At 41.5% G+C, this 24,897-nt stretch carries 17 protein-coding genes; 15 read left to right on the top strand and 2 right to left on the bottom strand.

Annotated elements, in window-relative coordinates:
• Window positions 1-670 (bottom strand): hypothetical protein (locus NH153_RS21855; RefSeq protein WP_063704419.1); only part of this gene is annotated, 670 nt, incomplete at its 3' end.
• Window positions 671-682: 12 nt separating this feature from the next.
• A complete protein-coding gene (locus NH153_RS12750) occupies window positions 683-4,507 on the bottom strand; it encodes a contractile injection system protein, VgrG/Pvc8 family (protein WP_063704421.1) in 3,825 nt (1,274 codons plus the stop codon).
• A 303-nt stretch (window positions 4,508-4,810) separates the two neighbouring features.
• Here NH153_RS12750 and NH153_RS12755 point away from each other — a divergent pair, with 303 nt between their 5' ends.
• From NH153_RS12755 to NH153_RS12825, 15 genes are all read left to right on the top strand, one after another.
• A complete protein-coding gene (locus NH153_RS12755; RefSeq protein WP_055197462.1) occupies window positions 4,811-5,230 on the top strand; it encodes a hypothetical protein in 420 nt (139 codons plus the stop codon).
• 28 nt (window positions 5,231-5,258) lie between these two features.
• Window positions 5,259-5,726 (top strand): type VI secretion system lipoprotein TssJ, encoded by a 468-nt coding sequence (gene tssJ, locus NH153_RS12760; RefSeq protein WP_082389302.1) that lies wholly within the window; start codon window positions 5,259-5,261, stop codon window positions 5,724-5,726.
• Window positions 5,726-7,066, top strand: a complete 1,341-nt coding sequence (gene tssK, locus NH153_RS12765) for a type VI secretion system baseplate subunit TssK (protein WP_063704423.1) — start codon at window positions 5,726-5,728, stop codon at window positions 7,064-7,066. Before tssJ ends, tssK begins: the two co-directional genes overlap by 1 nt.
• An 11-nt stretch (window positions 7,067-7,077) precedes the next feature.
• A complete protein-coding gene (gene icmH / locus NH153_RS12770) occupies window positions 7,078-7,800 on the top strand; it encodes a type IVB secretion system protein IcmH/DotU (protein ID WP_054554075.1) in 723 nt (240 codons plus the stop codon).
• A gap of 8 nt (window positions 7,801-7,808) precedes the next feature.
• Window positions 7,809-11,525, top strand: coding sequence for a type VI secretion system membrane subunit TssM (gene tssM, locus NH153_RS12775; RefSeq protein ID WP_063704425.1), 3,717 nt, complete (start codon window positions 7,809-7,811; stop codon window positions 11,523-11,525).
• Window positions 11,526-11,533: 8 nt separating this feature from the next.
• Window positions 11,534-12,526, top strand: coding sequence for a type VI secretion system-associated protein TagF (gene tagF / locus NH153_RS12780; RefSeq protein WP_055197346.1), 993 nt, complete (start codon window positions 11,534-11,536; stop codon window positions 12,524-12,526).
• Window positions 12,523-14,088, top strand: coding sequence for a TssA family type VI secretion system protein (locus NH153_RS12785; protein ID WP_063704427.1), 1,566 nt, complete (start codon window positions 12,523-12,525; stop codon window positions 14,086-14,088). The genes tagF and NH153_RS12785 overlap by 4 nt, the downstream gene beginning before the upstream one ends.
• 52 nt (window positions 14,089-14,140) lie before the next feature.
• Entirely contained in the window at window positions 14,141-14,662 is a 522-nt protein-coding gene (gene tssB / locus NH153_RS12790) for a type VI secretion system contractile sheath small subunit (RefSeq protein WP_054554071.1), read from the top strand.
• 10 nt (window positions 14,663-14,672) lie between these two features.
• Window positions 14,673-16,199, top strand: coding sequence for a type VI secretion system contractile sheath large subunit (gene tssC, locus NH153_RS12795; protein ID WP_063704429.1), 1,527 nt, complete (start codon window positions 14,673-14,675; stop codon window positions 16,197-16,199).
• Between the two features lie 223 nt (window positions 16,200-16,422).
• Window positions 16,423-16,908, top strand: coding sequence for an Hcp family type VI secretion system effector (locus NH153_RS12800; protein WP_054554067.1), 486 nt, complete (start codon window positions 16,423-16,425; stop codon window positions 16,906-16,908).
• Between the two features lie 54 nt (window positions 16,909-16,962).
• Window positions 16,963-17,370 (top strand): type VI secretion system baseplate subunit TssE, encoded by a 408-nt coding sequence (gene tssE / locus NH153_RS12805; protein WP_063704431.1) that lies wholly within the window; start codon window positions 16,963-16,965, stop codon window positions 17,368-17,370.
• Between the two features lie 22 nt (window positions 17,371-17,392).
• Complete coding sequence (tssF, locus tag NH153_RS12810; RefSeq protein ID WP_063704434.1) at window positions 17,393-19,111, top strand: type VI secretion system baseplate subunit TssF; 1,719 nt, start codon at window positions 17,393-17,395, stop codon at window positions 19,109-19,111.
• Window positions 19,108-20,088: a type VI secretion system baseplate subunit TssG gene (tssG, locus tag NH153_RS12815; protein ID WP_063704436.1), complete on the top strand. Its 981-nt coding sequence runs from the start codon at window positions 19,108-19,110 to the stop codon at window positions 20,086-20,088. The genes tssF and tssG overlap by 4 nt, the downstream gene beginning before the upstream one ends.
• Window positions 20,089-20,115: 27 nt before the next feature.
• Entirely contained in the window at window positions 20,116-22,854 is a 2,739-nt protein-coding gene (tssH, locus tag NH153_RS12820; RefSeq protein WP_063704439.1) for a type VI secretion system ATPase TssH, read from the top strand.
• A 21-nt stretch (window positions 22,855-22,875) separates the two neighbouring features.
• Complete coding sequence (locus NH153_RS12825; protein WP_171038299.1) at window positions 22,876-24,897, top strand: type VI secretion system Vgr family protein; 2,022 nt, start codon at window positions 22,876-22,878, stop codon at window positions 24,895-24,897.

The raw sequence follows: 24,897 nt of genomic DNA on the forward strand, positions 1-24,897 counted from the left end.
CCATGGCTTGATTATATTCTTGCTCACCGTTATCAGTGAATATGGCGGTGATCACCGGGATAAGTGGCCACTTCAAACGGCTTGCATAGAGGTATGCTTCATCTTCGACATAATCATCTGGATTACAAGTTAGGTATGCTTGCTCAATCAAGTTGGCTAAATCGGCACTAGGGTTAAATAACCCTTTAAGTAAATTGGCTAATGCATAATCAAAGGGTTTAAGTTGATTACCATAATTAGATGTTTTAAACACATCGTTATCGATAGCCGTTAAGTAAGCGATGGCATCATGGTTACGGGCAATAATACTGCTGTACAAAGCAAGTAGCCACACGGGGTGCTCAGCATGTTCAGGGTCGCGTTTACCAGTTACTTCTAAATATTCATCATCGTAAAAGAAAGGGAAAGGTTGGCCGTCATGGGCATTGCTTTGAAATATGCCATGGCCTAATTGCGAAGCGCGAATAACATAGAGCCAAGCATGGTAGCTATTAGGGTTTTGAATCGCTTCCATGGGGAATGTGTCGATTAAGTTTGTTTTTAAGCGAGTGTGCATTTGATAACCAGGGTTTTTCTGTATCATTGCTATTTCATTTTCTCTTAATCTACTATATAACTTTATGGTTCGGTCGTAGCTTACTTGTGCAAAGCTGTAATGGCTCTCAATCATTTAACTTATTCCTTAAAATCCTATATCAAAAATCGATACGTCAATAACATCAACAAGCCCGGCGTCATTGGCTTTTTGTTGTATGCCTACGTACTCAATTTGTTGGCTTTTAGTCGCTATTTCAATCTCATCCAGCATATCTTGAATGCCCTCAACCTCTTTCACAAAATCTTCATCGCCTGCTATGTAGCGTGGGTCTTTTGTTAATGTATCAAGTTTAGATGTGTAGTTTTCAATTATCGAATTCATATACTTTTCAGAGCCTTGCTGGGCTCTTTCTTCTCCTGCTACACGACTACCCCAACTGGCATTACCGCCTTTGGCTTCGATAATTAATACTTTACCGTCTTCTGTTGCATACACTTGGTCAAATTGGCCTTGCTTGCCTTTGCCGGGGAGCTTACTTGCCAATGGTGTGGCATCTGGGTAATTTTGTTTCACATAAATGCGCGCGGCTTCTTCACCCAGTGCTTCACTGGCTAAGCGCATCGCACTTTGCGCTTCTTTTAATGCAGTGGCGTTTCCGGCAAGGAGTGCGGCATCACGCTTGGCGACAGCTTGATTGCGTGCAGCTTCAAACTGTTTGAGTCGCTGTTTAATGTTGTCACTTAAATTAGCATGATTTATCTTTAATTTTTGCGCTATTTTGTTAAACACATTTATTTGGTCCGACACGGGCACTAAATTACCATTTTCGTAACGTAATTTAGGGGGCTTTTTGCCATCAAGGCGGCTAATAATGACTTTACCTTCACTGTTGGTATATGCGCGGTAATTGCCGCGCATATCGTCAGATAATTCAGTGAGTAATAAATATTCAGCATGGTCTTTTGCTGACACATGCGTCGCCACAGCGTGGTTTTTACTTGGCTGTAACTGTGTATCTGGTTTGGTTATTTTGGCTGAAACAGTCGGATGTTCAGCCGTCACAGCGTGTGATAACTGTTTATTTAGCTGCTTGCGTTTAACAATCTCGGCAATCTGAGTCAGTGCTTTATTTGCTTTTGCTAAATACCGTGATTTACTTGCCAGTGAAGCGGCCGCACCCACGCCACCTGTGAGCAGTGCTAATACGACCTCAAATGCCAAAATACCTGTTAATCGTTCTTGCTCTACGTGTGAGTGGGCATCAATATACTCGTAAGGGAAACGCGCTAGCGCCAAGCGGGTTTGTTCATCATCAAGTAGAATGTAAAGTAACTCACATGCTTGAGTAAGTGATTGGGCTGATTTTTGTGAGAAAGAAATAATTGTTTCTAGCTCATATTTAACGGCTTTTTTATCACCGCGAGCAATGGCTTCTATAATTCTAAAGCAAGCAGAGTATACACTTATATTAATATCAATACCGAGTACAATCAGGTCTGCTACGCCCTCAATAAGTGATTTTGCACCTTGATAAAAACCAGTGGCATTTGCACCTAGCTCTATCATGTATTGGTTAAATAGGCTTTCTTGTTCAAACAAGGCATCTTCAATGGCCGCTTTTTGTCGAACTTCATTTAGCATCGCTTCTAGGGTCTGCTTAAACTCATTACGCAGTGCAACTAAACGCTGTTCGTCGTCATCAGATGAAGCAATAAAACGAACCTGACTTTGACCTTGCGGCACGTTGGCCAGTTGCGCTTTGCCATTACTGAGTGAGCCGGTGTGCTCATGGCCAAGGCTATCGATAAGCGAGTAACGAATATTGTCTTCAGCACTGCCATCTAGGTAGCAATAGCTTAAGTCTAGTGTGCATAGTGTAGTAGAATCGAGTGAGCTATCAGCCAAATCAAATGATGAAATAGCAGGCGCACGACTCACATTAACGCTTTGTGCACTCGCTGTACTTGGGCTTTCAATATCGTAATCAACGGGGCCATCAAAATTTATAAATGTGCCATCGAGGGTGAGTACATCGGTGGCAATAATCTCAACATTTCCTTGACTGTCGAGTTTAATTTCGCCGCCTTCGTTATGGAGAATTAAATCACCACGGCCTGAGCCTGTAATCGCGATTGACTGGTTGGTTTGTAAAAATGTTGAGCCATTGGGGGCCGAAATAGTTAAGTCACTTGAGCTAGTTTTAAGCTGAATATCGCTTTGCGCAAAGGCTTTAACTGCGCGACCACTGACCATCGACAGTGCTTGACGAGATTCAATAAGAGTGTTTTTTCCTTGCCATGCTTGGCTACCTGCACTTTGCATGTTGATATCGCGGTTTTGAGTGCTGAGCGAAACATTGTTTTTAACATCAATAAACTGATTATTTTTAATCACAAACTGAATGTTGTCGTTCTCAGTTGTTAGGCAGAGGTCTTTACCTGCATGTAAGTTAATGGTGCCGAGCTGGCTTATCCATTCTATAAATTGGCGGCCTGATTTTTTGGCATTGAGCTCAAGATAGTGCTCACTGGCTAAAGTTTGTAAAATGATTTTAGGTGCTTGCTTGTCATCATCAAACTGCAGCTCGTTTTGCGCCGCACTGACCAGCCTGTTTTGCGTATTATTTGCAGCGGTGACAACACTTGGCTGCGATTCATTCATCGCAAAACCCATTAAAAACGTGTTGTTAGGGTCGTTATTTATACAGCCAATAAGTACCTCAGAACCACCAACAAGGGGGAAGTGCCAGCCAGTGGCCTGAGGTTGGTTTTGACATGCGTATAAAGCAAGTTGCTGAATTGCTTGGCTTGATTGCGCAATTGGCCTTGCCGTTGTGTCAAAATCAGTTCGCACACGGTAGCAACCTAAATCATCAATGAAACTAGAAGTCGTTAAAGACTCTACCTTAGCCGGAAATACCATAGGTTTGGCTTGATGTGGCAAAGGTTTGGCTTTAAAAGGCGTACCACGTTCGATAAATTGGGCTTTACAACTATAGCGTGTTAAACCTTGGTGACTATTTTCGTCATTAGGTTGTTCACTGCTGTGATACACGCTAACACACAGTAAATCAGCACTACTGCCCGTGCCGGTTTGATCGTCAATTGCAACTGAGCTACCCGCAAATAAATCACATACATTACCCACTAGTTGCGTTGTTTTATTAAGAGAGGCTAACGCGTTACTGAAATCTTGCGCTTGTAATGAGGCGGCACTGGGTGTTGATGCGCATGGTTCAAAGTAAGATTGACTGTTACTTGCGACCTTTAAATATTGTCCATGGGCCACGCAGTCAGTGCGATCATTGTAAATAGAGTGATGTACTTGGCTGTTAAAAAAGCCAACATAAGCGGTATTGTCATCGTTATTCATACCAGCTGAGTTTTGGACTGATACTATACCGCGCTGCAAATATGGGCTGTTTAAGTTGCTATCACTGATCACTAACAATTCGACGTTATTTTTTGTTTCGAACCAAATAAACAAACCGAATTGGGTTAGTAAGCGTTGTAGAAAATGCCAGTTTGTTTCCATTGCTTGCACACACTGTGGAAGCGCTGGTAGTGACGAGCCGACACGAAAATCAATTTGCCCTGGAGAGTAGCCAGCTTGGCCTGCTAAATAAAAAATAACATCTTTTAAATTAACGCCAATAAAAACCTTACTATTTGTAATGTTTTTTAATGTGCTCAATCTATCTTTAATAACTATTTTATATCGATATTTACCTTTGAATGTACCTAAATTGTCGCACTCAAAAATGATCCCTGCTAGGTGGCGAAAAAAATTATCTTTATTAACGAATGTAATTAATGCGCTTTGTAAAAGCAGATGCTCTAAAAGAATTTGCTGGCTGGATTCACCAATGATAATAAACTCAAACCCTTGATTTAATTGCTCAATTCCATCTACCCGAGTGACATTTAGGGTTATGTTATTTACATCAATTAATAGTCGAGAATTAGACACATCCTTGTCCTTTTTTAACTAAGTCTTGTAGCAAGAAAGGGGAAAATACACACTTATTAATCAATATTCAATAGAATAATTGTAATCGTAATAATTGCGTCATAATTTTGTTCATAATGCCATTAAATGCCAATTAATACGTTTTTATTAGTTTTTATATTAATTCTAAATTAGTTTTATTTTTGAGCTGTATTGAGTTGACTTTTTTGAAAGGATGTTTGTATTATGCCCCCGTTTTAAGGACTAACGTACCAAAAGTATGACATGGCTTTGTACTTTTTTTGGTTAATCAAGGATGATTTTATGGATAAAAAATTATTTATAAATCAAGTCGATAACTTTTATTTTTTGGCTTGGTCTCTTACTAAAAGTATCTCTTCCTTACTTGATCAGACCGGTATTCCAGCACATCGAGTGTTTTCAGCGTCGGTGATCGATCAGTTTTTCTTTTTCCTGAATAGTCCACCTAAAAATGAAGGTAAAATCATTTTAATTAAAGAAGATATTAGTGCTTATATTGATGAGTTGATTGTACTAAATACAAAAATAATATCTTCTGTAGATGATGTGGTTATTAAGTCTCTGGCTGTTGATAATCAAGAAAATAAACGTTCAGGTATTTTTCCTAAAATATTCAATAGTCATAAATGGTCCGATTGCGCATCAATGCGATTTAATCGAGTAATCTGTCCTGTTTACGAAGAAGTTCTTTGTAAAAATTAATTAATCTAATAAATCAATGGGGTTTTGAATGCGTTTTGCAATTAAAAAGGCAGTGCTAATTACTTTGTTTATGTCTTTAACAGCATGTATGAGTACAAATGTAGAGCTAGATATCACTGCGACAGATAATCTTAATTTGAACCAATTTGATGAAGCTTTGCCTGTGGTACTCAGAGTGTATCAACTTTCGGATATACAGAGCTTTAAAACAGCTACGTTTGAAGATTTGTGGAAATCAGATAAGTCAGTTCTGTCAAATACGTTGATCACCGTAGAAGAAAAAACAATTAACCCCGCTGAGAAAACAAAAATAGAATTTGAACAAGCAGAAAATGCGCGTTTTGTTGCCATTGTCGCCCTTTTTAGAGATCGCCAAGGTGATAAATGGAAAACGTTCTACCCGCTCGGTGACGGGCCCGTTAAATTATCTACATCGTTAGATGTATTGATTACAAATAACGAAGTTCAATTACCAGATGAAGACGAGGCTGAGTAATGAACATTAAAGGGCCAATGAAACCTGTATGGGCTGAAGGCGTGTTGCTAGCACAGCAGCATTTTCAGTTATTTGATGACTACCATGAGCAAAATCAGATTGTTAGACAAGGCTTGATTTCGCCATTGGCCTTTGGTTTGCACCACCTCACTATTGATGAATCAGCACTCGCTCGCGGTATTTTAAAGGTGATCAGCTTTAAAGCGATTCTTGAAAATGGGCGTTTACTTGAGTTTGATCGTCAACATCACGAAGAACTAAAGCTTGAATTAGCTGCCGATACAGATGAAGTCACTGTGTATTTAGCGATTGCTGCAAATAAAGTTGTCAGCGACATTGAAGGTTATGCAACTAGTGGCCAACTCAGTGCCTATCAAGCAGATTACATTGAGTTTAGTGATCACCACGATGCAGCAAGAAACCGTGAAGTGTTAATTGCACAACCTAATTATATTTTGCTGACAGATAACGATGTAAAAACGTATTTTGATACGCTTGCTTGTATCAAAATTATGCGCGCTGAAGACGGCTCGTTTAAAGTCAGCAAAGAGTTTGTGCCGCCATTATTAACGATACAGGCCTCGTTTTATTTAACCGAGTTGCTTAATAGAACGGCGAACTTGGTAAATGCAAAAGTGAACGTGTTGCTTGGTCGCAGAAAGAACTTTGGTTCAGTTACTGATTTTGGGCCTAACGAAATGAACAGCTTTTTGCTGTTAAATGCAATGGCACCATCAGCAAAACGCTTAGACCATTTAAAAAGTTTGCAACTTGTTCATCCAGAGCGATTATATTGCGAGCTTGTTGACTTAATTAGCTCTGTGTCGATGTTCGAGCACAGTGATTTAGTAAGTCAAATCCCGCCTTATCAGCATAAGCAATTGACTCATGTCTTCGGCACCTTAGATATTTTATTGAGTAAATTACTTGAGGGTGTTGTTCCTAAGAAAATGGCAGGTCTTAAACTTGAGAAAGTATCGAACGCCATTTATCAGGTTGCCACCATTGATTCTGCCATTTTTGATAATAACGACTTCTACTTGGCCGTTTACTTTGAATCTGAAGATACCAAGTGGATTGATACGTTTAGTGATCAGGTCAAAGTTGGCGCCACTGAAAAGCTCGAAATTATGATTGCATCGGCTCTTGCGGGCGTGCAGTTAACACATTGTCAGCGACCACCTAATAAACTAGCTATCAAAAGTGGCTATGAATACTTTCGTTTAGAGGCTCATGGTTTTATTTGGCAGCAAATTATCGAAGAGCAATCGCTTAGTTTATTTATTCCATTTGGCTTACAAGCGGCGCAAGTCGAAATCGTTACAGTGGCAAGAAATTAGGACGCAAGACAATGCAAGAAGCAAAAAACGAACTTGATTTAATCGCCTGTATTGCGCCAGTGATAAACGCGCTTGCGCCTTTAAAGTTAAAGCAATCGACAGATCTTGAACTAAACGATTTTCGAGAGCAGTTACTTACGAGTTTTGATGAGTTTGAACGTAATTGTTATACCCAGCAAGTAACAACCAGTGTTATGCAGGAAGTTAAGTTTGCCCTGACTGCAATGTGTGATGAATTTGTAATGAGCTCTGGCGCGCATTTTCGAATGGATTGGATGTCGAGACCCTTACAGCTTGAGTTTTTTGGTAATAATCGAGCGGGTGAAGAGTTTTTTGAGCGATTAGCAAAACTTCGTACCGGAGGTGAGCCAAAGTTTGCAGCATTAGAAGTGTATTACATTTGTTTGCAACTTGGCTTTGAGGGTATCTACAAAGTGAAAGGAATTGAGCAACTTAAAGCCTTAATTGTTGATGTACGTGCGCAAATAGAAGATGTACGCGGTACTCCACGAGGGCAACTATCTGATAATGGCGCGCCACTTGAAGGGTTTGCAATGAAGGTAGGCCGAAACATTCCTTATTGGGTGATTTTATCAATTTGCTTGGCATCGATTGTTTCGCTTTTTGCTGGTTTTCATTTTGTTATTAACAAGCAAGCAACTCAGAGCAGCCAACGTATAGATAATCAAGTAGAAGTACTTACGCAATTAAGTAAAACCAACGAGACTCGATAGGAAAAGTAATGCAAGGAAGAGTGAACAAAAGCGGCCTAGTGCACTTTTTACTGGGCTTAGTGTCATCAAGAGCAACAGGGCAGTTAATTGGCTTAATTGCTGTGCTCAGTATTATTTGGTTTGCTGGTCGAATCGTTGGTTTAGACACGACAGATAAAAAGCTTATCGCGATGGCTGCGGTAACAGCTGTTTTTATCGTTTTTATTTTTATCCGTTGGTTATGGACAAAGCGTTCGGGCGATAAGCTAGCCTCTGAACTTGCGAGCCATAATGCGGGTTCAAGTGCTGAACTTGATGAAATAAAAGAAAAGATGCAAGAAGCATTAAGCTCGTTAAAAGCTTCCCATCTTGGCGCAGGATACCGTGGTAATACAGCTTTGTATGCACTACCTTGGTATATGATCATTGGTCCTTCAGCCACTGGGAAGAGTACATTATTTGCTAACTCTGGCCTGCATTTTCCATACTCAAATTCAAATGAACTGCACATCCAAGGTTTTGGTGGCACGCGTAACTGTGACTGGTGGTTTTCAGATCAAGCAATTCTGATCGATACCGCAGGGCGTTACACAACAGAGCAATCTGAAAACAAAGAGTGGTTATCTTTTTTAAGCTTGCTCAAAAAATATCGTCCTAAACTGCCTATTAATGGTGTGATGGTCGCGATTAGTGTTGCAGATGTTTTAACCTCAGACAGTGAAGAAATTCGTCAACACGTAAAATTAGTTCGTGAGCGTATTGAAGAGCTTATTACTCAACTTGGGGTGATCTTCCCGGTTTATATAACCTTTACTAAAACAGACTTGATCAGCGGCTTTGAGCCATTTTTTAATGACTTAACAGAAAAAGAACGTGAGCAAGTGTTTGGTGCTTATTTACTAGATATTAGTGAAGATCAACAAAATGATCCGGCTGAAATGTTTGAAGTGCGCATGGAGGAGTTATACCAACGCCTTTGTGAGCAACGTTTGAGCAAGGTTGCTCGCGAACGTAATGAACACCGTAAGCAGTTAATTTTAGATTTCCCGAATCAATTTAAGTCAGCATCAACAAAGTTGACTGAGTTTGTAAACTTGTTATTTAAAGCCAATCCGTATCAAGAGGTTCCTTGGTTTGCTGGTGTATATTTTACCTCTGGCACGCAAGAGGGCACACCAATTGAACGTATTACGAATGGGGTAAGGGATCAATTTGGTGCTGTCGTTGTTGAGCAAAAACAAGAAAGCATTACGCAAAGCTACTTTATCAATCGTGTTTTTAATGATGTGATTTTCAAGTTGCAAGACCTAACTCGTGGTAACCGCAAAAAGCGCTTGGTTGGCCGCTGGTTAAAAGGTTTAACAGTGACTTCAGGTTTGGCAAGTATTGCCGCCGTGACAGCATTACTCATTACTTCATATACTAGTAACCAGTTGTTGTTGAATCAAGGTGAAGCCCGTGTAAAAGCGATTGTAGAAGCGAATGTAAATAAAGCAAAAGATGAGCAAAAACTTGCAGCTACGCTTGATTTATTTGAACATTATCAATCGCTTAATAATTATGAAAAGCAGTTGCCATGGTATTTCATTTTTGGCATTTACGAGGGTGACGAAACCCTAACTAGTGTTTCGCAGGTTTTGTTTAATCAATTAAATCAGTTGATCACCCTTCCTGCAGAAAAGCAAACGCTTGCGCAGCTGAAAGAGTTTGAAGCTATTTGGTCAGCAGATGATGCCGATGCTCGCGCAGCAAGTCGTCAGGCATATTATGATGCTTTGAAATTACATCTGATGTTAAGTGCTCACCCTGAACACAAAGACGATGAGTTTGCCAAGCAGCAGCTACTTAGTTTTATTAGCCAGCACTTTAACATTGAGATTGATGCTCAAGCTGACTCACCGATCATCTCACAATTAAACGATTTAGTTGATTTATATTTAGCGAACATAAGCACAGATCTAGAAAACCCAGGTGAAATTTTATTTTGGCAAAATAATGAAACGGCTGTACTGAATGCAAGAAATAGCCTGAACACACAACCAGAAGCCGAACCTCTATATCAACAAATTATTAGTAGCTTTGCTGAGCGTAAAAAAGCGATTCAGCTTAAACAGTTTATGGCTGCGAAAAATCGCGATGTACTGAAAAGCAACTTTAGTATTCCTTATGTGTATACCAATGCAGGTTGGCAAGAATATGTTTATCCAGAAATTAAACGTATTTCTCGACTGGTATTCTCTGGTGATTGGGTAATGGGCACAAGTAATGAAAGCGGTCAAAATGCCGTTGATGAAGCCCAAGCTGATGCACTGGCAAAAGCAATGCGTAGTTATTACTTTAAAGACTATGGCAATACATGGTTTGCGTTTTTGAACAGTATAAAAGTGCCTACTTTTAGAGATTTAAATGATGCCAGTATTAATTTTGCTCGCCTTTCGTCTACTGATGGACCACTCATTGATCTGATGACGTTGGTGAATGACAACATCGTTGTTGCAGATAAACCATCTGCTGTAAGTGCAAACAACGACAAAATAGCGACCATTCTTTCTGGTGCAACAGATACGGCGGCTAAAAAAGTGGCCAAAGGAAAGTTAGCAAAACAAGTTGCAGAGCGCCCTGATTTTTCTCAAGTTAGTACTGTTAGAGCCCCTGAACTTGAAACGCGTTTTGCTGACTTGCGTCGCTTCTCGCAGCATGATGAAGATAAGCAGATGTCTGATTATATGAGTCAGTACATTAGTTCTTTGAGCAGCATTCACTCAGATATAAAAGCGATGGCTGCTAGCAATGAAGATGATGCGCAAGCAATGGTGTTTGTACAAGACTTATTGTCTGGAAATAGCCAAGATAATGCATTGCAATCGTCTTGGATCATTATAGAAAGCCAAACTCGAGCGCTAGACCCAGAAACAAAAGACACGCTTGACGTGCTATTCAAAGCGCCATTGCAGTCAGGTATTGCAAGTATCATGGCAAAAGCACGTAGCCAGTTAAATGAAGAGTGGGAAAACCAAGTTTATACCATGTATAGCAACAGCATTGCTGGCAAGTACCCATTCAATTTGACTGGCCCTGATGCTGCTATTGCCGATGTTTCTGAGTTCTTAAATAGTGAAACTGGGGTGCTTTGGAACTTTATTAATAGCCAACTTAAACCTTTCATGAAAGTACGCCGAGGTGTATGGGAAGAAAAGCAATGGAACGGTGTGGGGATTGGCTTTAATCAAGAGTTATTAGACGGTTTAACAAAAGCAAATAAAGTAACACGCTCTTTATTCTTGAACGGCTCAGACGCGGCTGGTTTTAACTTCCAAATGATGCCTGTTCCACAAAAAGGCATTCGCGAAACGTATTTAGGTTTCTCTGAGCAAGGTTATCGTTATAGAAATGAACCGGAAGAGTGGCGTAATTTCTCATGGCCAGGAAGAGGCGCAGCAGAAAAAGCTATTTTGTATGGTTTAGATAACGCCGGACGAAGAGTCACTATTGAGCAAGATGGTCCATGGGCTTTATTAAAAGTACTTAACGAAGCAAATGTGAAATGGATTAAGGGTACAGAGTTTCTTGCTACCTGGGAATTAGTTGATAAATCAGAGCAAAGTTTAACAGTCCAGTTCTCATTAAAGTCTGGTCGCAATAGCGGTATTTTTTCAAAGTACATGTTGACCTCTTTTGCATTGCCTAATTCGTTGTTTGCACCTAAGCCACAACTTGCGCAAGCAAGTAGAGCCTCGGTTCAATAGGGGCAAGTATGTTTAATTTGTTCACCAAGAAAAAGTCGCCAACGCTGGTTAAGCAGTTTACCTATGGGTACATGGGTAAAACACCTGTTAGGCCTGACTTTGTAAAGTTAAATATATCTTCTAGGGAATCAGTAGCACTAGACCATTGGTTGCAAGAAGGTTTCGCGCATATAAACCGAGGTGTTATTGGCGGTAAAACAACTGCATTAAATGGTGTTTCTTCGTTATTTTTTGTATCTGGTAATAGTGACGACAGTAGTTTGTTAGGTGTTTTACAGCCAAGCACTGATAGCAGTGGTCGTTTTTACCCGTTTAGTTCGTTTATCCATAGCGGACTTGAGACTTACAAACGTCACCCTGCTTTTCTATTTTTATATGCAAGTCATGTTATTGAGCACCTATTAGGGGTTAATCAGCGCATCGTTGAAGCACATTCAATTGATGCGATGGCTGAGCAAGCTAAATCGTATAGTAAAGTGGCCGATGCATTAAAGCAGCAGCCAAATCTAAATCAAGAGCTTGATAAATTACGCAGTATTCCGATGAGTGTGGTTTGGCAGCATTTAGGGATCAACGACATTCATCACCGAGCGGTTTTAATTGAAGAGCTTTCAGCGGTATTAAAGTCGATTGCGAATAGAGGTTGCCTACGTACACAATTTGGTATTCGTCTACCCATGCCACACTTTAGTCACGAAAGTGCCCTGGTCGCAGGTTTTTGGCTACATTTAATTGCTTCGATCGTTGCCGATCATAATTGGCAACCTTGGTTCTTTTACCAGCTAGGAAATGAAAGTTCGCAACCTAGCCTAACGGTGTTTTGCCGCCCTGTACCGGCCTCTTATTTTGGTTCAGTGTGGCTTGCTGAGGATAAGTCAAAAGACATTATTGATTTAGTAAATCTGTCACTAGACAAAGTGCCGAGCGAATACAGCCTTAATTTTGCTGATATGGACAATGTGAGTGTTTACGATGCGCTCAGAAGGTGGTGCAAAGCATGAGTGTAGTTAATCCGCATACCCATAACAGCTGGGAGCTGTGGCTAGAAGAGCTTAGTAAGCCACTTTCGGGGCTAGCGTGTGGTGAAGATCTAAAATACGAAGAAACCTTTAAAGCACTTAAAGCTTCATCGTCAGGTGTGGGCGAAGTTGATTTTAAAGTCATGTTTATTCAAGCCACCGATCTTTTGCAAAACCAAAGTAAAGATTTACGTATAGTGAGCTACTTGTGCCTTGCGGCTACCAGTGAGTTTGGCGTGGTGGGTTTAACTCATTCTTTAAAACTGTTTAATCAACTATTAAGCCAGTTTAGTGAACAGGTTCATCCTTTAAAAGCACGTATGCGTTGTGCGGTTAACACGTGGTTTTTACAGCAGCAAGAACGCTTAAAAGGAATCGCCCAAGCTCAATCATCTAGCCCTGAGCAATGGGCTGAATTAGAGACTGTGTTAGCTGAATATAATCAGGTTTCAGTGCCTGTACTTGATGCTGACTCAGGGCCTTTATCAACTCTAAATGAGTGGGTAAAAGAGCAAGTAATTCGCAATCCTGTCGCTAAGCCAGAACCAGAAGTTAAAGCAGAGCCTGAAACACACCAGACAAAAGTGGTCAGCGAGCCAACGACTGAGCCCGTAGCGCAACAAGTTGTTCAGGCAAAACCAGTGACCACTGCACCTAAAGTGGCTGACATTGCCAGCGATAGTGCTTACCTAGCCGCAATTCGTGAGCTGCTTAATTTTGATAAAGAACAAAACAACATTGAACGGGTGTTAAAGCTCTCGCGTGCAGCACGTTGGTCTGGATTAGCGTTACCTACCAATGAAAATGGCAAAACAAGACTGCCAGCACCGCGTGCGGCTGCCTTCGCCCCCATTGAAAACGCACTGGCAACTGAACAAGCAGAGCAAGCATTGTTACTTGCTGAGGGTTTGTTTATGGAAGGCGCTATGCAGTTTAATTTGAATCTGCAAATGCTTACTTTGTCAGCGCTGAAACAGCTAAATAAAGCAAAATTAGTACAGTGGTTAGAGCAACAGCTAGTCTCTTTAGTCAGTCAATTTCCGTTATTAACCAATTTAAAATATGACGATGGTTCGGGGTTATGCAGCCCACAGAACAAAGAAGCGTTATTAGACATTGCCAATTCACATGCTTCGCAAAATGAAACAACTCAAGTGCAAGCAAATCCATTTGACGAGCATTACATAGCCTTAAGCGAGCAAGTTGCAAAAGGGCAGTTAAGTGCAGCCCTTAGCTTGGTTGCACAATTAAGTACGCCAACTGGATTCGACCAAGCTCAAAGTCAATTGCTTAAAGCTAAGTTGTTACTTAAAGCAGAACATTATGAGCACGCATTGGCAATTTTAACCGAATTACTCGAGCAAATTGAAACTTATCAATTAGCGAAGTGGCAACAACAGTTTTGCATGGAAGTATGGCGTTTCGCCAAGCAATGTTATGCCAATTTGTCTCAGACAGAGAGTGATGACATGAGTTTAGCTGCTAAGCAAATTAGTCAGCGAATGATGGTTACAAACCCGGCTCAAGCAATAGCGTGGGTGTAACACGCCTAATTGGAATTTAGTCGTTAGACAAACAAACTGCAAAGGAAGAAACATGACAGATACATTTCAAAAAGAGATCCCACGAGCTCGGATCAACATATCGTTAGAGCTTGATACTGATGGGGCATCACAAAAAAGCGAATTGCCTTTAAAAATGCTGGTTATTGGTGACTATTCTAATGGTCAGAATAGCCAAGAACTTGCTGAGCGCGAACGCGTGACGATCAATAAAAATAACATTGAGCAAGTACTGAAAGATATCGCGCCAAAAGCGAACTTTCAGGTGGCAAATAAGATTAAAGGCGACGGTGATATCAATGTTAATTTGCAGTTTGATTCATTTAAATCGTTTGATCCAGAGCAGGTTGCTGCACAGGTGCCTGAATTAAACAAAATGATGGCAATGCGTAATTTGTTACGTGACTTGAAGTCAAACCTTCTTGATAACTCATCACTTAGAAAAGAGTTGGAACGTGTTTTACAAAACCAACCAGAACTTGATGAGCTAAAAGCGAAGCTAGATGAAATAGCGCCGCTTGCTTCTGAAGACGAAAAACAACCTGTGACGGAATAAGGACGCCGCTATGTCAATGCAAGAACAATTAAATGTAGCTGCTCACACGGTAGAGCAAGCGCCATTATCAACTTATGAAAACCTATGTAACATGGTTGATATTGCCCCTGTAGGCGATGAAATCAAGTTAGATACATTTAGAGATGCAGGTAATCTAGCAGAAACACGTGCGAATGAGCGCCTTACTGCCGCTATTAATGTCTTTTTAGATATGGCGGGTACCAGTGGCGAAGCGGTAACTCGCATCGATAAGCTGTTGCTTGATGATTATATTGCAAAAGTAGACACCATTATTTCGCAGCAGTTGGATCAAATTTTACATCACCCTGATTTTCAAAAAGTAGAATCAGCGTGGCGTTCACTGCGTTATTTAATTAACCGCACGCCAAATAACGCGAATATTAAAATTGAAATGCTCGATGTTGATAAAGAAACATTGCGTGATGATTTTGAAGAAGCGCCAGATACAACACAATCAGCGTTATATAAGCATGTTTACACATCAGATTATGATACCCCTGGTGGCGAACCTGTATCGACTATGGTGTCTAACTTTGAGTTTGATTGCTCAGCGCCAGACGTTTCACTACTCCAAGAAATCTCGCGCGTTTCGGCAGCGGCGCATTGTCCATTTATGGGCAGCGTAGGTCCTAAGTTCTTCTTAAAAGAGTCATTAGACGAAGTATCTAAAATTCAAGATATTGGCTCTTATATGGAGCGTGCTGAATTCTTACGTTGGAAAAACTTCCGCGAGTCAGAAGACTCTCGTTATATTGGTCTTGCTTTCCCGCGTTTCTTACTACGTTTACCGTATGGTGAAACAAACCCAATTCGTAACTTTAACTACCAAGAAGATGTGAACAGTCAGCACCACGAGCGCTATTTATGGGGTAATGCAACATTTGCATTTGCTGCCAATATTATTCGTAGTTTCCATGATAATGGCTGGTCGGTGAATATTCGCGGCCCGCAATCAGGTGGTAAAGTTGAAAATCTACCTTTGCATTCATTTGAAGCTGGTAAGGGCTCTGAAACTAAAATCCCTACAGAAGTGCTTATCTCAGAGACCAAAGAGCTTGAGTTTGCTAACCAAGGCTTTATTCCTCTTAGCTATTACAAAAACTCTGACTTTGCGTGTTTCTTCTCGGCAAATAGTGCCCAGAAACCGCAAGTACTTGAAACAGCTGAAGCAACTGCAAACGCCCGTATTAACTCGCGTTTACCTTATATCTTCTTAGTATCGCGTATTGCTCACTACTTAAAAGTATTGCAGCGTGAAAATATTGGTTCGAGTAAACCTCGTCATGAGCTAGAGCAGCAGCTAAACGATTGGCTAGGTGCGTTGGTAACGAAGATGAATAACCCAGATGAGTCGTTAATTGCAACACACCCGCTCAAAGACGCAAAAGTAACGGTATCTGAGATCCCAGGTAACCCAGGTTATTACCGCGTGAGCACTTACATTGTGCCGCACTTCCAAGTTGAAGGTATTGATGTTCGCCTTGCGCTTGTTGGGCAAATGCCTGGCGAAAAATGAACTGCCAAGCCGCCGATGAAACGGATTTAAGCAGGCTGTGTAAAGACGTCAATTTGGTGAGTAGCTGGTTGGTGTAAAAGAATGGCCCCAAGTTGGTTGCAGCCAACTTGGGACATGTTCCCCAGTGGCATGAAGCATCGGGCTTTTTGGGGGGCATAAACAAGGTTGTTTATGCCTATGCCATTAAACAGGAAACAATTCATTCTAAAAGGAGAATAATGAAATGGCAATTCCAGCGTATATGTGGTTAAAGGATGACCAAGGTAATGACATCAAAGGTTCTGTAACTGTTGCAGAGCGTGAAGGTTCAATTGAGATCCTACACTTTGATCATGAACTTCGCATTCCTACAGATAACGACACAGGCGAATTAACAGGTACTCGTAAGCACGAACCTTTTGTTATTACAAAAGCGGTTGATGCAGCAACACCATACCTGTACAAAGCGTGCTCAAACGGTCAAACACTTAAGCAACTTGAGCTTAAATGGTACCGTATTGATGACACAGGGACCGAGCGTGAATATTTCTGCCACAAGTTGGAAGATGTAAAAATCACCTCAATTCTACCAACAATGCATAACGTAAAAGACTTAGACAAGGAGCGTTACCCGCACCTTGAAACAGTTAGCCTACGTTATAAGCGCATTACGTGGACTTACCTTGATGGCAACATCGAGTTCTCTGACTCTTGGACTGAAGGTCGATAAGTCAGCAAAATTAAAGGATATGCGAAAGCATATCCTTTTCTTAGAGGTAAGTTTATGGCGTTATTCGATTTTTTAACTCAACCAGTCACACGAAATGGTCATCAAGGTTTTCAAACTGATGAGCACAACAGTGTCTGCAAACATCTAAATGAATTACTTAATGCGCGTCGTGGCGTGTTAAAACATTTGGCCGATTATGGGTTGCCTGATGTCGAAGATATCTACGAGGGCCTTCCGTATTCACAGCACACCTTGGCGTTTGAAGTTAAAAAATTGATAGAAAAATACGAACCACGAGTTCGCTATGCCAATGTCATTCCAATGGAAATTCGTGAAGAAAATTGCGTGATTAGGCTTGATATACAAGCATTTTTAACCTCAGGACAATGTATCAAACTTAACACCCGATTTGAGTCGGGTGGTAAAGCCGATGTGGCAGAGCATGCCAAGCAGTTTGATTAATTCAGCGTAAAAGGATAGTTCAATGCAACAGTATTTTGATGAACAAATGCGCTTATTAACCCAAGCCGGCAAACAGTTTGCTCAGCATTACCCTGAGCACGCAGGCATGTTAAATATCGATGCGCTAAAAGATCGTGATCCCCATATTGAACGACTACTAGAAGGTGTTGCCTATTTAACTGCGCATACGCAAAAGCGTTTAGATGAGTCTGTTCCTGAGGTATCAGAGCAAGTGCTGCGTCAGCTATGCCCTATATTATTGAGCTATTACCCATCAAGCACGGTTGTAAAGTTTAGCCCTAAGCTAGCAATGCAAAAATCACATCTTATTGAAAAAGGGCTGACGCTAAGCGCTGATAAGTCAGTGGTTGATAAAAAACATATCACCTTTACAACAACGCACGACCTACAAGTTAGTCCTCTTGATGTTGAGCATGTGCGTTATCAAGAGTCGCATTTAGGATCTGAGCTACGTATTGGCCTACGCTTTGTTTGCCAAGGTGAGCGCAAAAACTACGACCTTGCAAATTTACAGTTTTACTTACGTGGTGATACGCCTTTATGTAGTTCTTTGTTTAAGCTTTTAAAAACAGCAGAGCAGTTTACAGAGCTTGATTTTGGCCCCTCGCATTTTGAACATAATAAAAAGTTAAAAGTAAAAGGTTGTAGTGCTACTTATTTAGATATAGATGGCGCTTTATTACCGCATGCAGAACAAAGCCATCCGGGCTATGCGCTGCTGTTAGACTACTTTAACGCGAAAGACCGTTTTTACTTTATGCGCTTTGATGGTTTAAAAGATCTGACCTTACCTGAGCATATCGATCGATTTGAGCTGGTGTTTAGAGGCAGTAGTAAATTACCACCGGGTCATCAATTAAGCCGCGATAATATTTTACTCAATTGCGTGCCAGCTATTAATTTGTTTGCACAACCTGCAGAGCCAATACGCATAGAGTCAAACCGCACTGATTACATGATCACCGCTGATCAAAACAGAACAGATCATATCTTCAGTTACACCGTTAATGAGGTTAAAGGACGCAACTCGTTAAGTGGCAAATCGTATGATTATACCCCCAGATATCAAAGCGTGTTTGAAGACGAAAAGAAACTGTTTACCGTTTTAACGAAAGATGTGGGCGGGGCTGCGCCGTGCCACTATTTACAGCTGCCATTTAACCTTGAAGAAGAAAAAGAAACCTTATCGGTTGATTTAACCGTTTTTAATGCTGGTTGGCCAAGGCAGTTACTCCAAGAGGGCGATTTAAACATTGGCGGCCCAGATATGCCAAGCATTGCCAATGTAGAAAATGTAATTCGCCCGACTAACTATTTGCCATGCCCTGAACAACCAAAGCATTGGCAGTTGATAAGCCTATTAAATGTGAAGTTTTCACAGATTACACAAGTCACCGAATTAAAACGCTTACTGGTATTATTTGATTGGTCACAAAAAGCTGAAAACCGATTACGTATTGATAGCATTCAAAAAATTACCGCAACACCGATTAGTCAAATTAAGCGTGGCATTTTTATTAAAGGTGTTGATGTACTGATTGATATTGATGAAAGCAAATTTGTTTGTGATGCCGACTTATACCACTTTTGCAATATGCTGCATCAGTTCTTTCTAATGTATGCGCCAATTAACGAGAGCGTGCAGACCCGAGTCAATGCGATTCCAAGTTATAAAACCCACTGCTGGGAAATTGAACCGGGCAAGAGTTATCAGTTATGAATATGCACGAGTCAATAAATCACCCTGTTTGGGCAAAGTTACCTGAACCAATAGAAAAGCTGATTGCAGCTCCTTGGCAGTTTAATTTGTTTAAGGCGATGAGCCTAATTGAAAAACATTGGGCAACCCCTTTAGAACTTGAAAAAGGGATTAGCGAGCGAGTTATCTTTAAGCCTTATAAAGAACTTGGCTTTCCTGCCACGGATGTTCGCAGCTGTGAATTAGATAACCTTGGCCGTGGCCGATTAAGTTTGTCGACATCATTTTTAGGCTTGTATGGTGTAGATGCACCTATGCCACATTATTTACTCGAGCAGGCGGCAAGTGATCAAGAAAGTGGGGGCCGAGTAAGGCAGTTTTTAGACATGTTTAATCATGTGCTTTATTGCCAATTGTTTCAAGCATGGAAAAAGTCGCACATCAATGTTGAAGGCCGTGGTGCAGAGCAATTCGACCATTTAATCGAAGCCATCTTATCAACCAAAACTGAGCAAAAAGTTCAGTGCGGTATCGCCAGTTTAAAACAAACCAGCGCTGCGGGTTTAGCGCAATTACTTCGCCACTCACTAGAGGTTGAGCAACTGACTGTGGATGACACCCGTGCAAATTGGCAACAAATAGACTCGCCAAGTTCATTTGGTCAAGATCAACAGATGGTGTTAGGCGAGTCAGCGGTTCTTGGCGAGCGCGTATTAGTCAGTGGTAGCGTACTGACCATTGTGATTGGTCCTGTGGATTCTGACACCGCGATCGCGCTTAATCCTCAGCACTCACAAGGCAAGAAAATGGCTGCCATGTTAAGCACTCATTTACCTAGTAATGTGCAATGGATTTGTCAAATTAAGGTGGCTAATCAAGCAGTAACAGAGCAAGCCTTAGGGCAAAACGATTTGCTACTCGGTCACAACTCTTATTTAGGCTGCGCTGAAGCAAATATCAGCGTGCACAGTTACACACATCAACAATATCAACATTAAAAGTAATCAGGATTTAAGGAAAACAACATGGATGCAAAAGGCATAAAGCAGCTTATCGACAAACTAAATGGCCATACTGCAACAGCACTTGAGTCAGCGGCAGGGTTTGCAAGCAGTCGTAGTCACTATGAAGTGTTACCTGAACATTTATTAATTAAGTTGATGGAAGAAGGTAGTAACGGCGATTTAGAGCATATTTTTCACTTTTTTAATATTAATCAAGACGCAGTGTGGCATGAGCTGCTCGACTTTTTAAACCGCCAACCTGCGGGTAACCAGAGTAAGCCGGTTTTTTCTCGTCGACTTTATGAGTGGCTTGAGCGAGCTTGGTTAAGTGCAAATGTACAGCACAAAAGTGACTGGATCACCGGCGCTGCGTTGATTGATGCCTTAACTGAATTATTGCCATATAGCCCTGTACTGCAATTGCCTGCGTTACTTGAAAAAATTGACTCCCGTTTTATTGCTGAAAACCTCGATAAGCTTTGCCAAAACTCAAGTGAGCGATTAAATCCACAGGCAAAACAAAGTGCTCAGCATACTGCTGCTGATCAGCAAAGTAGTCAAGGTGGTGCCCTTGATGAGTATTGTGAAGACCTTACCGAGAAAGCGAAACAAGGCAAAATTGACCCAGTGCTTGGTCGCAATGACGAAATTCGCATGATGGTTGATGTGCTTTGTCGTCGTCGTAAGAACAACCCAATTTTAGTGGGTGAGCCAGGGGTAGGTAAAACGGCAGTAGTTGAAGGATTTGCTCAGCGTATTGTTGATGGTCAGGTTCCTGATGATCTTAAAGGTGTACGATTACTGGTGTTAGATATGGGCCTATTGCAAGCCGGTGCAGGGGTTAAAGGTGAATTTGAACGCCGTTTAAAAACAGTGATCGATGAAGTTAAAAACTCAACCACCCCTATCATCATGTTTATTGATGAAGCCCACACATTAATTGGTGCTGGTGGCGATGCTGGTATGAGTGATGCGGCTAACTTGCTCAAGCCTGCGCTTGCCCGAGGTGAGTTACGCACAGTCGCTGCAACCACGTGGAGTGAATACAAAAAATACTTTGAGCGAGATGCTGCACTTGAGCGCCGTTTTCAACTTATTAAAGTAGATGAGCCAACGGAGCAAGCAGCTCAACTAATGTTAGCGGGTTTGAAAGATAAGTATCAACAACATCACAACATTCAAATAACTGATGATGCTATAGAAGCTGCAGTGGTCTTGTCGTCACGTTATATCACGGGTCGTCAACTACCAGATAAAGCCATTGATGTGCTAGATACCGCTGCGGCAAGAGTTCGAATGTCGTTTGCGACTGATCCTGCAGCCATTGAAGCTGAGCGTGAGCACATTAATTACCTTGAAACACGTATCCAAAGCATTGCAGCAGAAAGCGAGCAAGGTTTGGCGGTTGATATGGACAAATTGCTGCACTTACAACAAGAACTAAATGCAGCGCAGAGCAACTTAGCAACATTGACGAGCGCGCGTGAGTCACAAATTTCGACATTAGGCCAAATCAATGAGTTTAAGCAAGCTAATTCGCAAAATGAATTAGATAGCTCTGTGTTACTTAACTTACGACAAACGCTAAAAGAGCAGAACACCCAAGATAATGGCCTTTACAGTGAAGTTGATGCCGATGCCGTCGCGCAAATTATTTCTCAGTGGACAGGCGTACCTGTTGGCGCGATGGTGAAAGACCAAATAAGCAATTTGATTACCCTTGAAAAAGCCATAAGCCAAGAAGTGATCGGTCAGCAGTCAGGCATTGCGAAAATTGCCCAAACATTGCGTGTAAGTAAGGCAGGTATAAGCAATGAGTATGGGCCGCTTGGCGTGTTTTTATTAGCAGGCCCTTCTGGAGTGGGTAAAACCGAAACAGCACGATGTTTAGCTAAGCAACTATTTGGTGGTGAAAAGTTTTTAACCACCATAAACATGAGCGAGTATCAAGAAGCGCATACAGTATCGCAGCTTAAGGGTTCGCCACCGGGATACGTTGGCTATGGCGAAGGCGGGGTATTAACAGAAGCTGTAAGGCAGCGTCCGTACTCGGTAATTTTACTCGATGAAGTAGAAAAAGCGCATAAAGACGTACTAAACATGTTCTACCAAGTTTTTGAGCGTGGCAGTATGCGCGATGGCGAAGGTCGCGAAATCGATTTTAAAAATACCGTGATCATCATGACCTCAAACTTAGGATCTGCTGAGCTTATTGATGCTTGCACGCCACCTAATGTCATTGATTTAACTGAACCGACTGACGATGAACATGCCGACATTGAAAATCAAGACCAAATCAACGCAGCATTGAATAATGAACAAGCCCCTTTGAATGAAGACGGCAGCCCATGGCAAGTTCCTTCAATTACAGTACTAACAGAGCTAATTAAGCCGCAGTTACTGCAATTTTTTGCTCCGGCACTTTTAGCGCGTATGCAAGTTATTCCTTATTTAGCGCTCGATAAAGAGGCACTGCAATCTATTGTCAGTTTGAAACTAGACGGTATTGCCAAGCGTTTAGCGAATAATCACAAAATGCAGCTACGTGTTGATGAAACCGTACTTAACAAACTGACCGAACAGTGCCAGTTATCAGACAGTGGTGCGCGCATGGTAAATGCGGTGATAGAGCAGCAAATATTGCCAGGCATTGCGAAATCAATTTTAGAGTTTATGGCAGAGGATGACATGCCAGATATTCTCACTCTAGCTGTTGATGAGAATGATGAAATTACCGCAACCTTTGCGGACCAAGCATAAAGGATTTGAACAATGGGATTCATGGATAGCCTAAATGAACTAAAAGCCAACACCAGTCATTTTAGTGTCAGCGTGCAAGGGTTACCGGATGGCATGGTTTCGGTGACCGATTTTGAATCAAGCAATGACAGCCTATGTGAAGACTTTGCTTTTTCTATTCAAGTGTTAAGTCAAGAGCACCTCAGTGCCGAGATGCTGTTAGGTAAAGATGCCAAGCTCAATTTAGTGTGGTCAATGAGCGACCGCACGATTTCTGGGATCATCAGTGCTTTTACTGCACATGGGCAAAGCCATCAGGGTTATCACTATACGCTGACCATGAGTTCTTATTTAACCTTGTTGAAGCACCAACACTCTAACCGTGTTTTCACCATGATGGATCCAGCTGCCATAGTAAAAAGCGTATTTACTAAAGCTGGTTTTCCAATGCAAAAGTTTAGTATTCAAGCGTCGGGCCCAACCCTTGAAATGACGGTTCAATACAACGAAACAGACTATGAGTTTGTTACGCGTTTGATGCGTAAGTATGGCTTTGTGTATGGTTTTGTAGAGCAAACAGGGGGTGATTGCACCTTCAAAGTATGTAATAGCAGTAAAGACTTTTCGTCCTTATGTGATGATGTAAGCCTGAGCTATGTGCCGCCATCAGGGCAAGTTCGAAATAGCGAAACCATTTTTGCAATAAGCCGTAAAGCACAGCTGCATCCACAAAGTGTGTCGCTTAATGATTACAACTACAAAGCCCAAGGTAACTTAAATGTGTCGACCGCAAATAATACCAGTTACCCAGGGTTTGGTGATGATAGTCATTATGCAGATAACTTTCCTAATGCCAATATAGGTAATTCGCTGGCTAAAGTACGTCAACAAGCCTTTGATTGTCAGCGTGAACAATTAATTATTGATACTGATTGCCGTGCCTTAAGACCCGGTATGTTGTTGACAGTGTATGACCACCCTGATCATAAAGGGCTGTATTTAATTACGCGTGTTGATCACAAAGGCAGCCAATCTGCGGCAGTAGAATATGGCTCGCAAGTTAAAGGGTTAACCTATAAAAACCAAGCCTATTTATTGCCTGCATCCGTTGAGTTTAGAGCTGAGCTGTCTCCTGCACGTCGTGTATTTGCAACATTTAATGCCACCATTGAGCAAGAGGTTGACGACGATGGCAATTACTTAGTGCGCTTACCGTTTAACCAAGACGGTGAAGGCCAAGAAAGCCGCCCAACGCGCTTACTACAGCAATATGGTGGCAGTGGCCATGGTATGCATTTTCCGTTAACGACGGGCACCGAAGTGTTAGTAACCGGTGAAAATGGCGACTTAGATAGGCCGATTATTTTAGGCGCGCTTTATAATCAGAGCTGCCCAAACCCGGTTACCAGCCAAAATCCGACAGAGAATAAGCTTGTTACCCGTGCTGGGCATAGCTTGATCATGGATGACAAAAGCGGTGAAGAAAAAATTAGCCTTGCAAATAAAGAAAATAAAAACCAATTGTTGTTAGATGCCACCGAGAATGCCCATCAAGCAACACTCAAATCAGTGGAAGGTGACGTCAAAATTTCAGCCAAAGAGAACCTTCAGTTTGTTGCTGAAAATGACGCCATTTTTACCGCTGCCAACGATTTTACTAATCGTGTTGAAAACACCCTACAAGTTCAAACACGCGAGGGTGATATTAAGGTAACGGCTGCGGCTGACTTAACATTAAAGTCTGATGCCGATACCCGTATCGAAGCGACTGATGGCAGTAGCGAACTGAAAGCAGCGCAAGAACTTAACTTGCAAAGTGAGCAAGATTTTAGTGTCTACTCGGTCGATGGCAACCTTGAGTTTCAAGCGCAAAATGGTGATTTGAACCTCTCTAGCGGGGCAAATATCACCATCAAAGGCGAAGGTCGAGGCTCTATCCAGCTTAGCCAAGGTGGTGCAAGTTTAGAGATTGATGCTGCGGGTAATTTAACTATCGATGCCACCAATATCACTCTATCGGCTAGAAACATTGCTATTAAAGGCAATGCAATAAGTAATAACTAA

The organism is Pseudoalteromonas gelatinilytica (assembly GCF_001641615.1).
GTDB classification, from domain to species: Bacteria; Pseudomonadota; Gammaproteobacteria; order Enterobacterales; family Alteromonadaceae; genus Pseudoalteromonas; species Pseudoalteromonas gelatinilytica.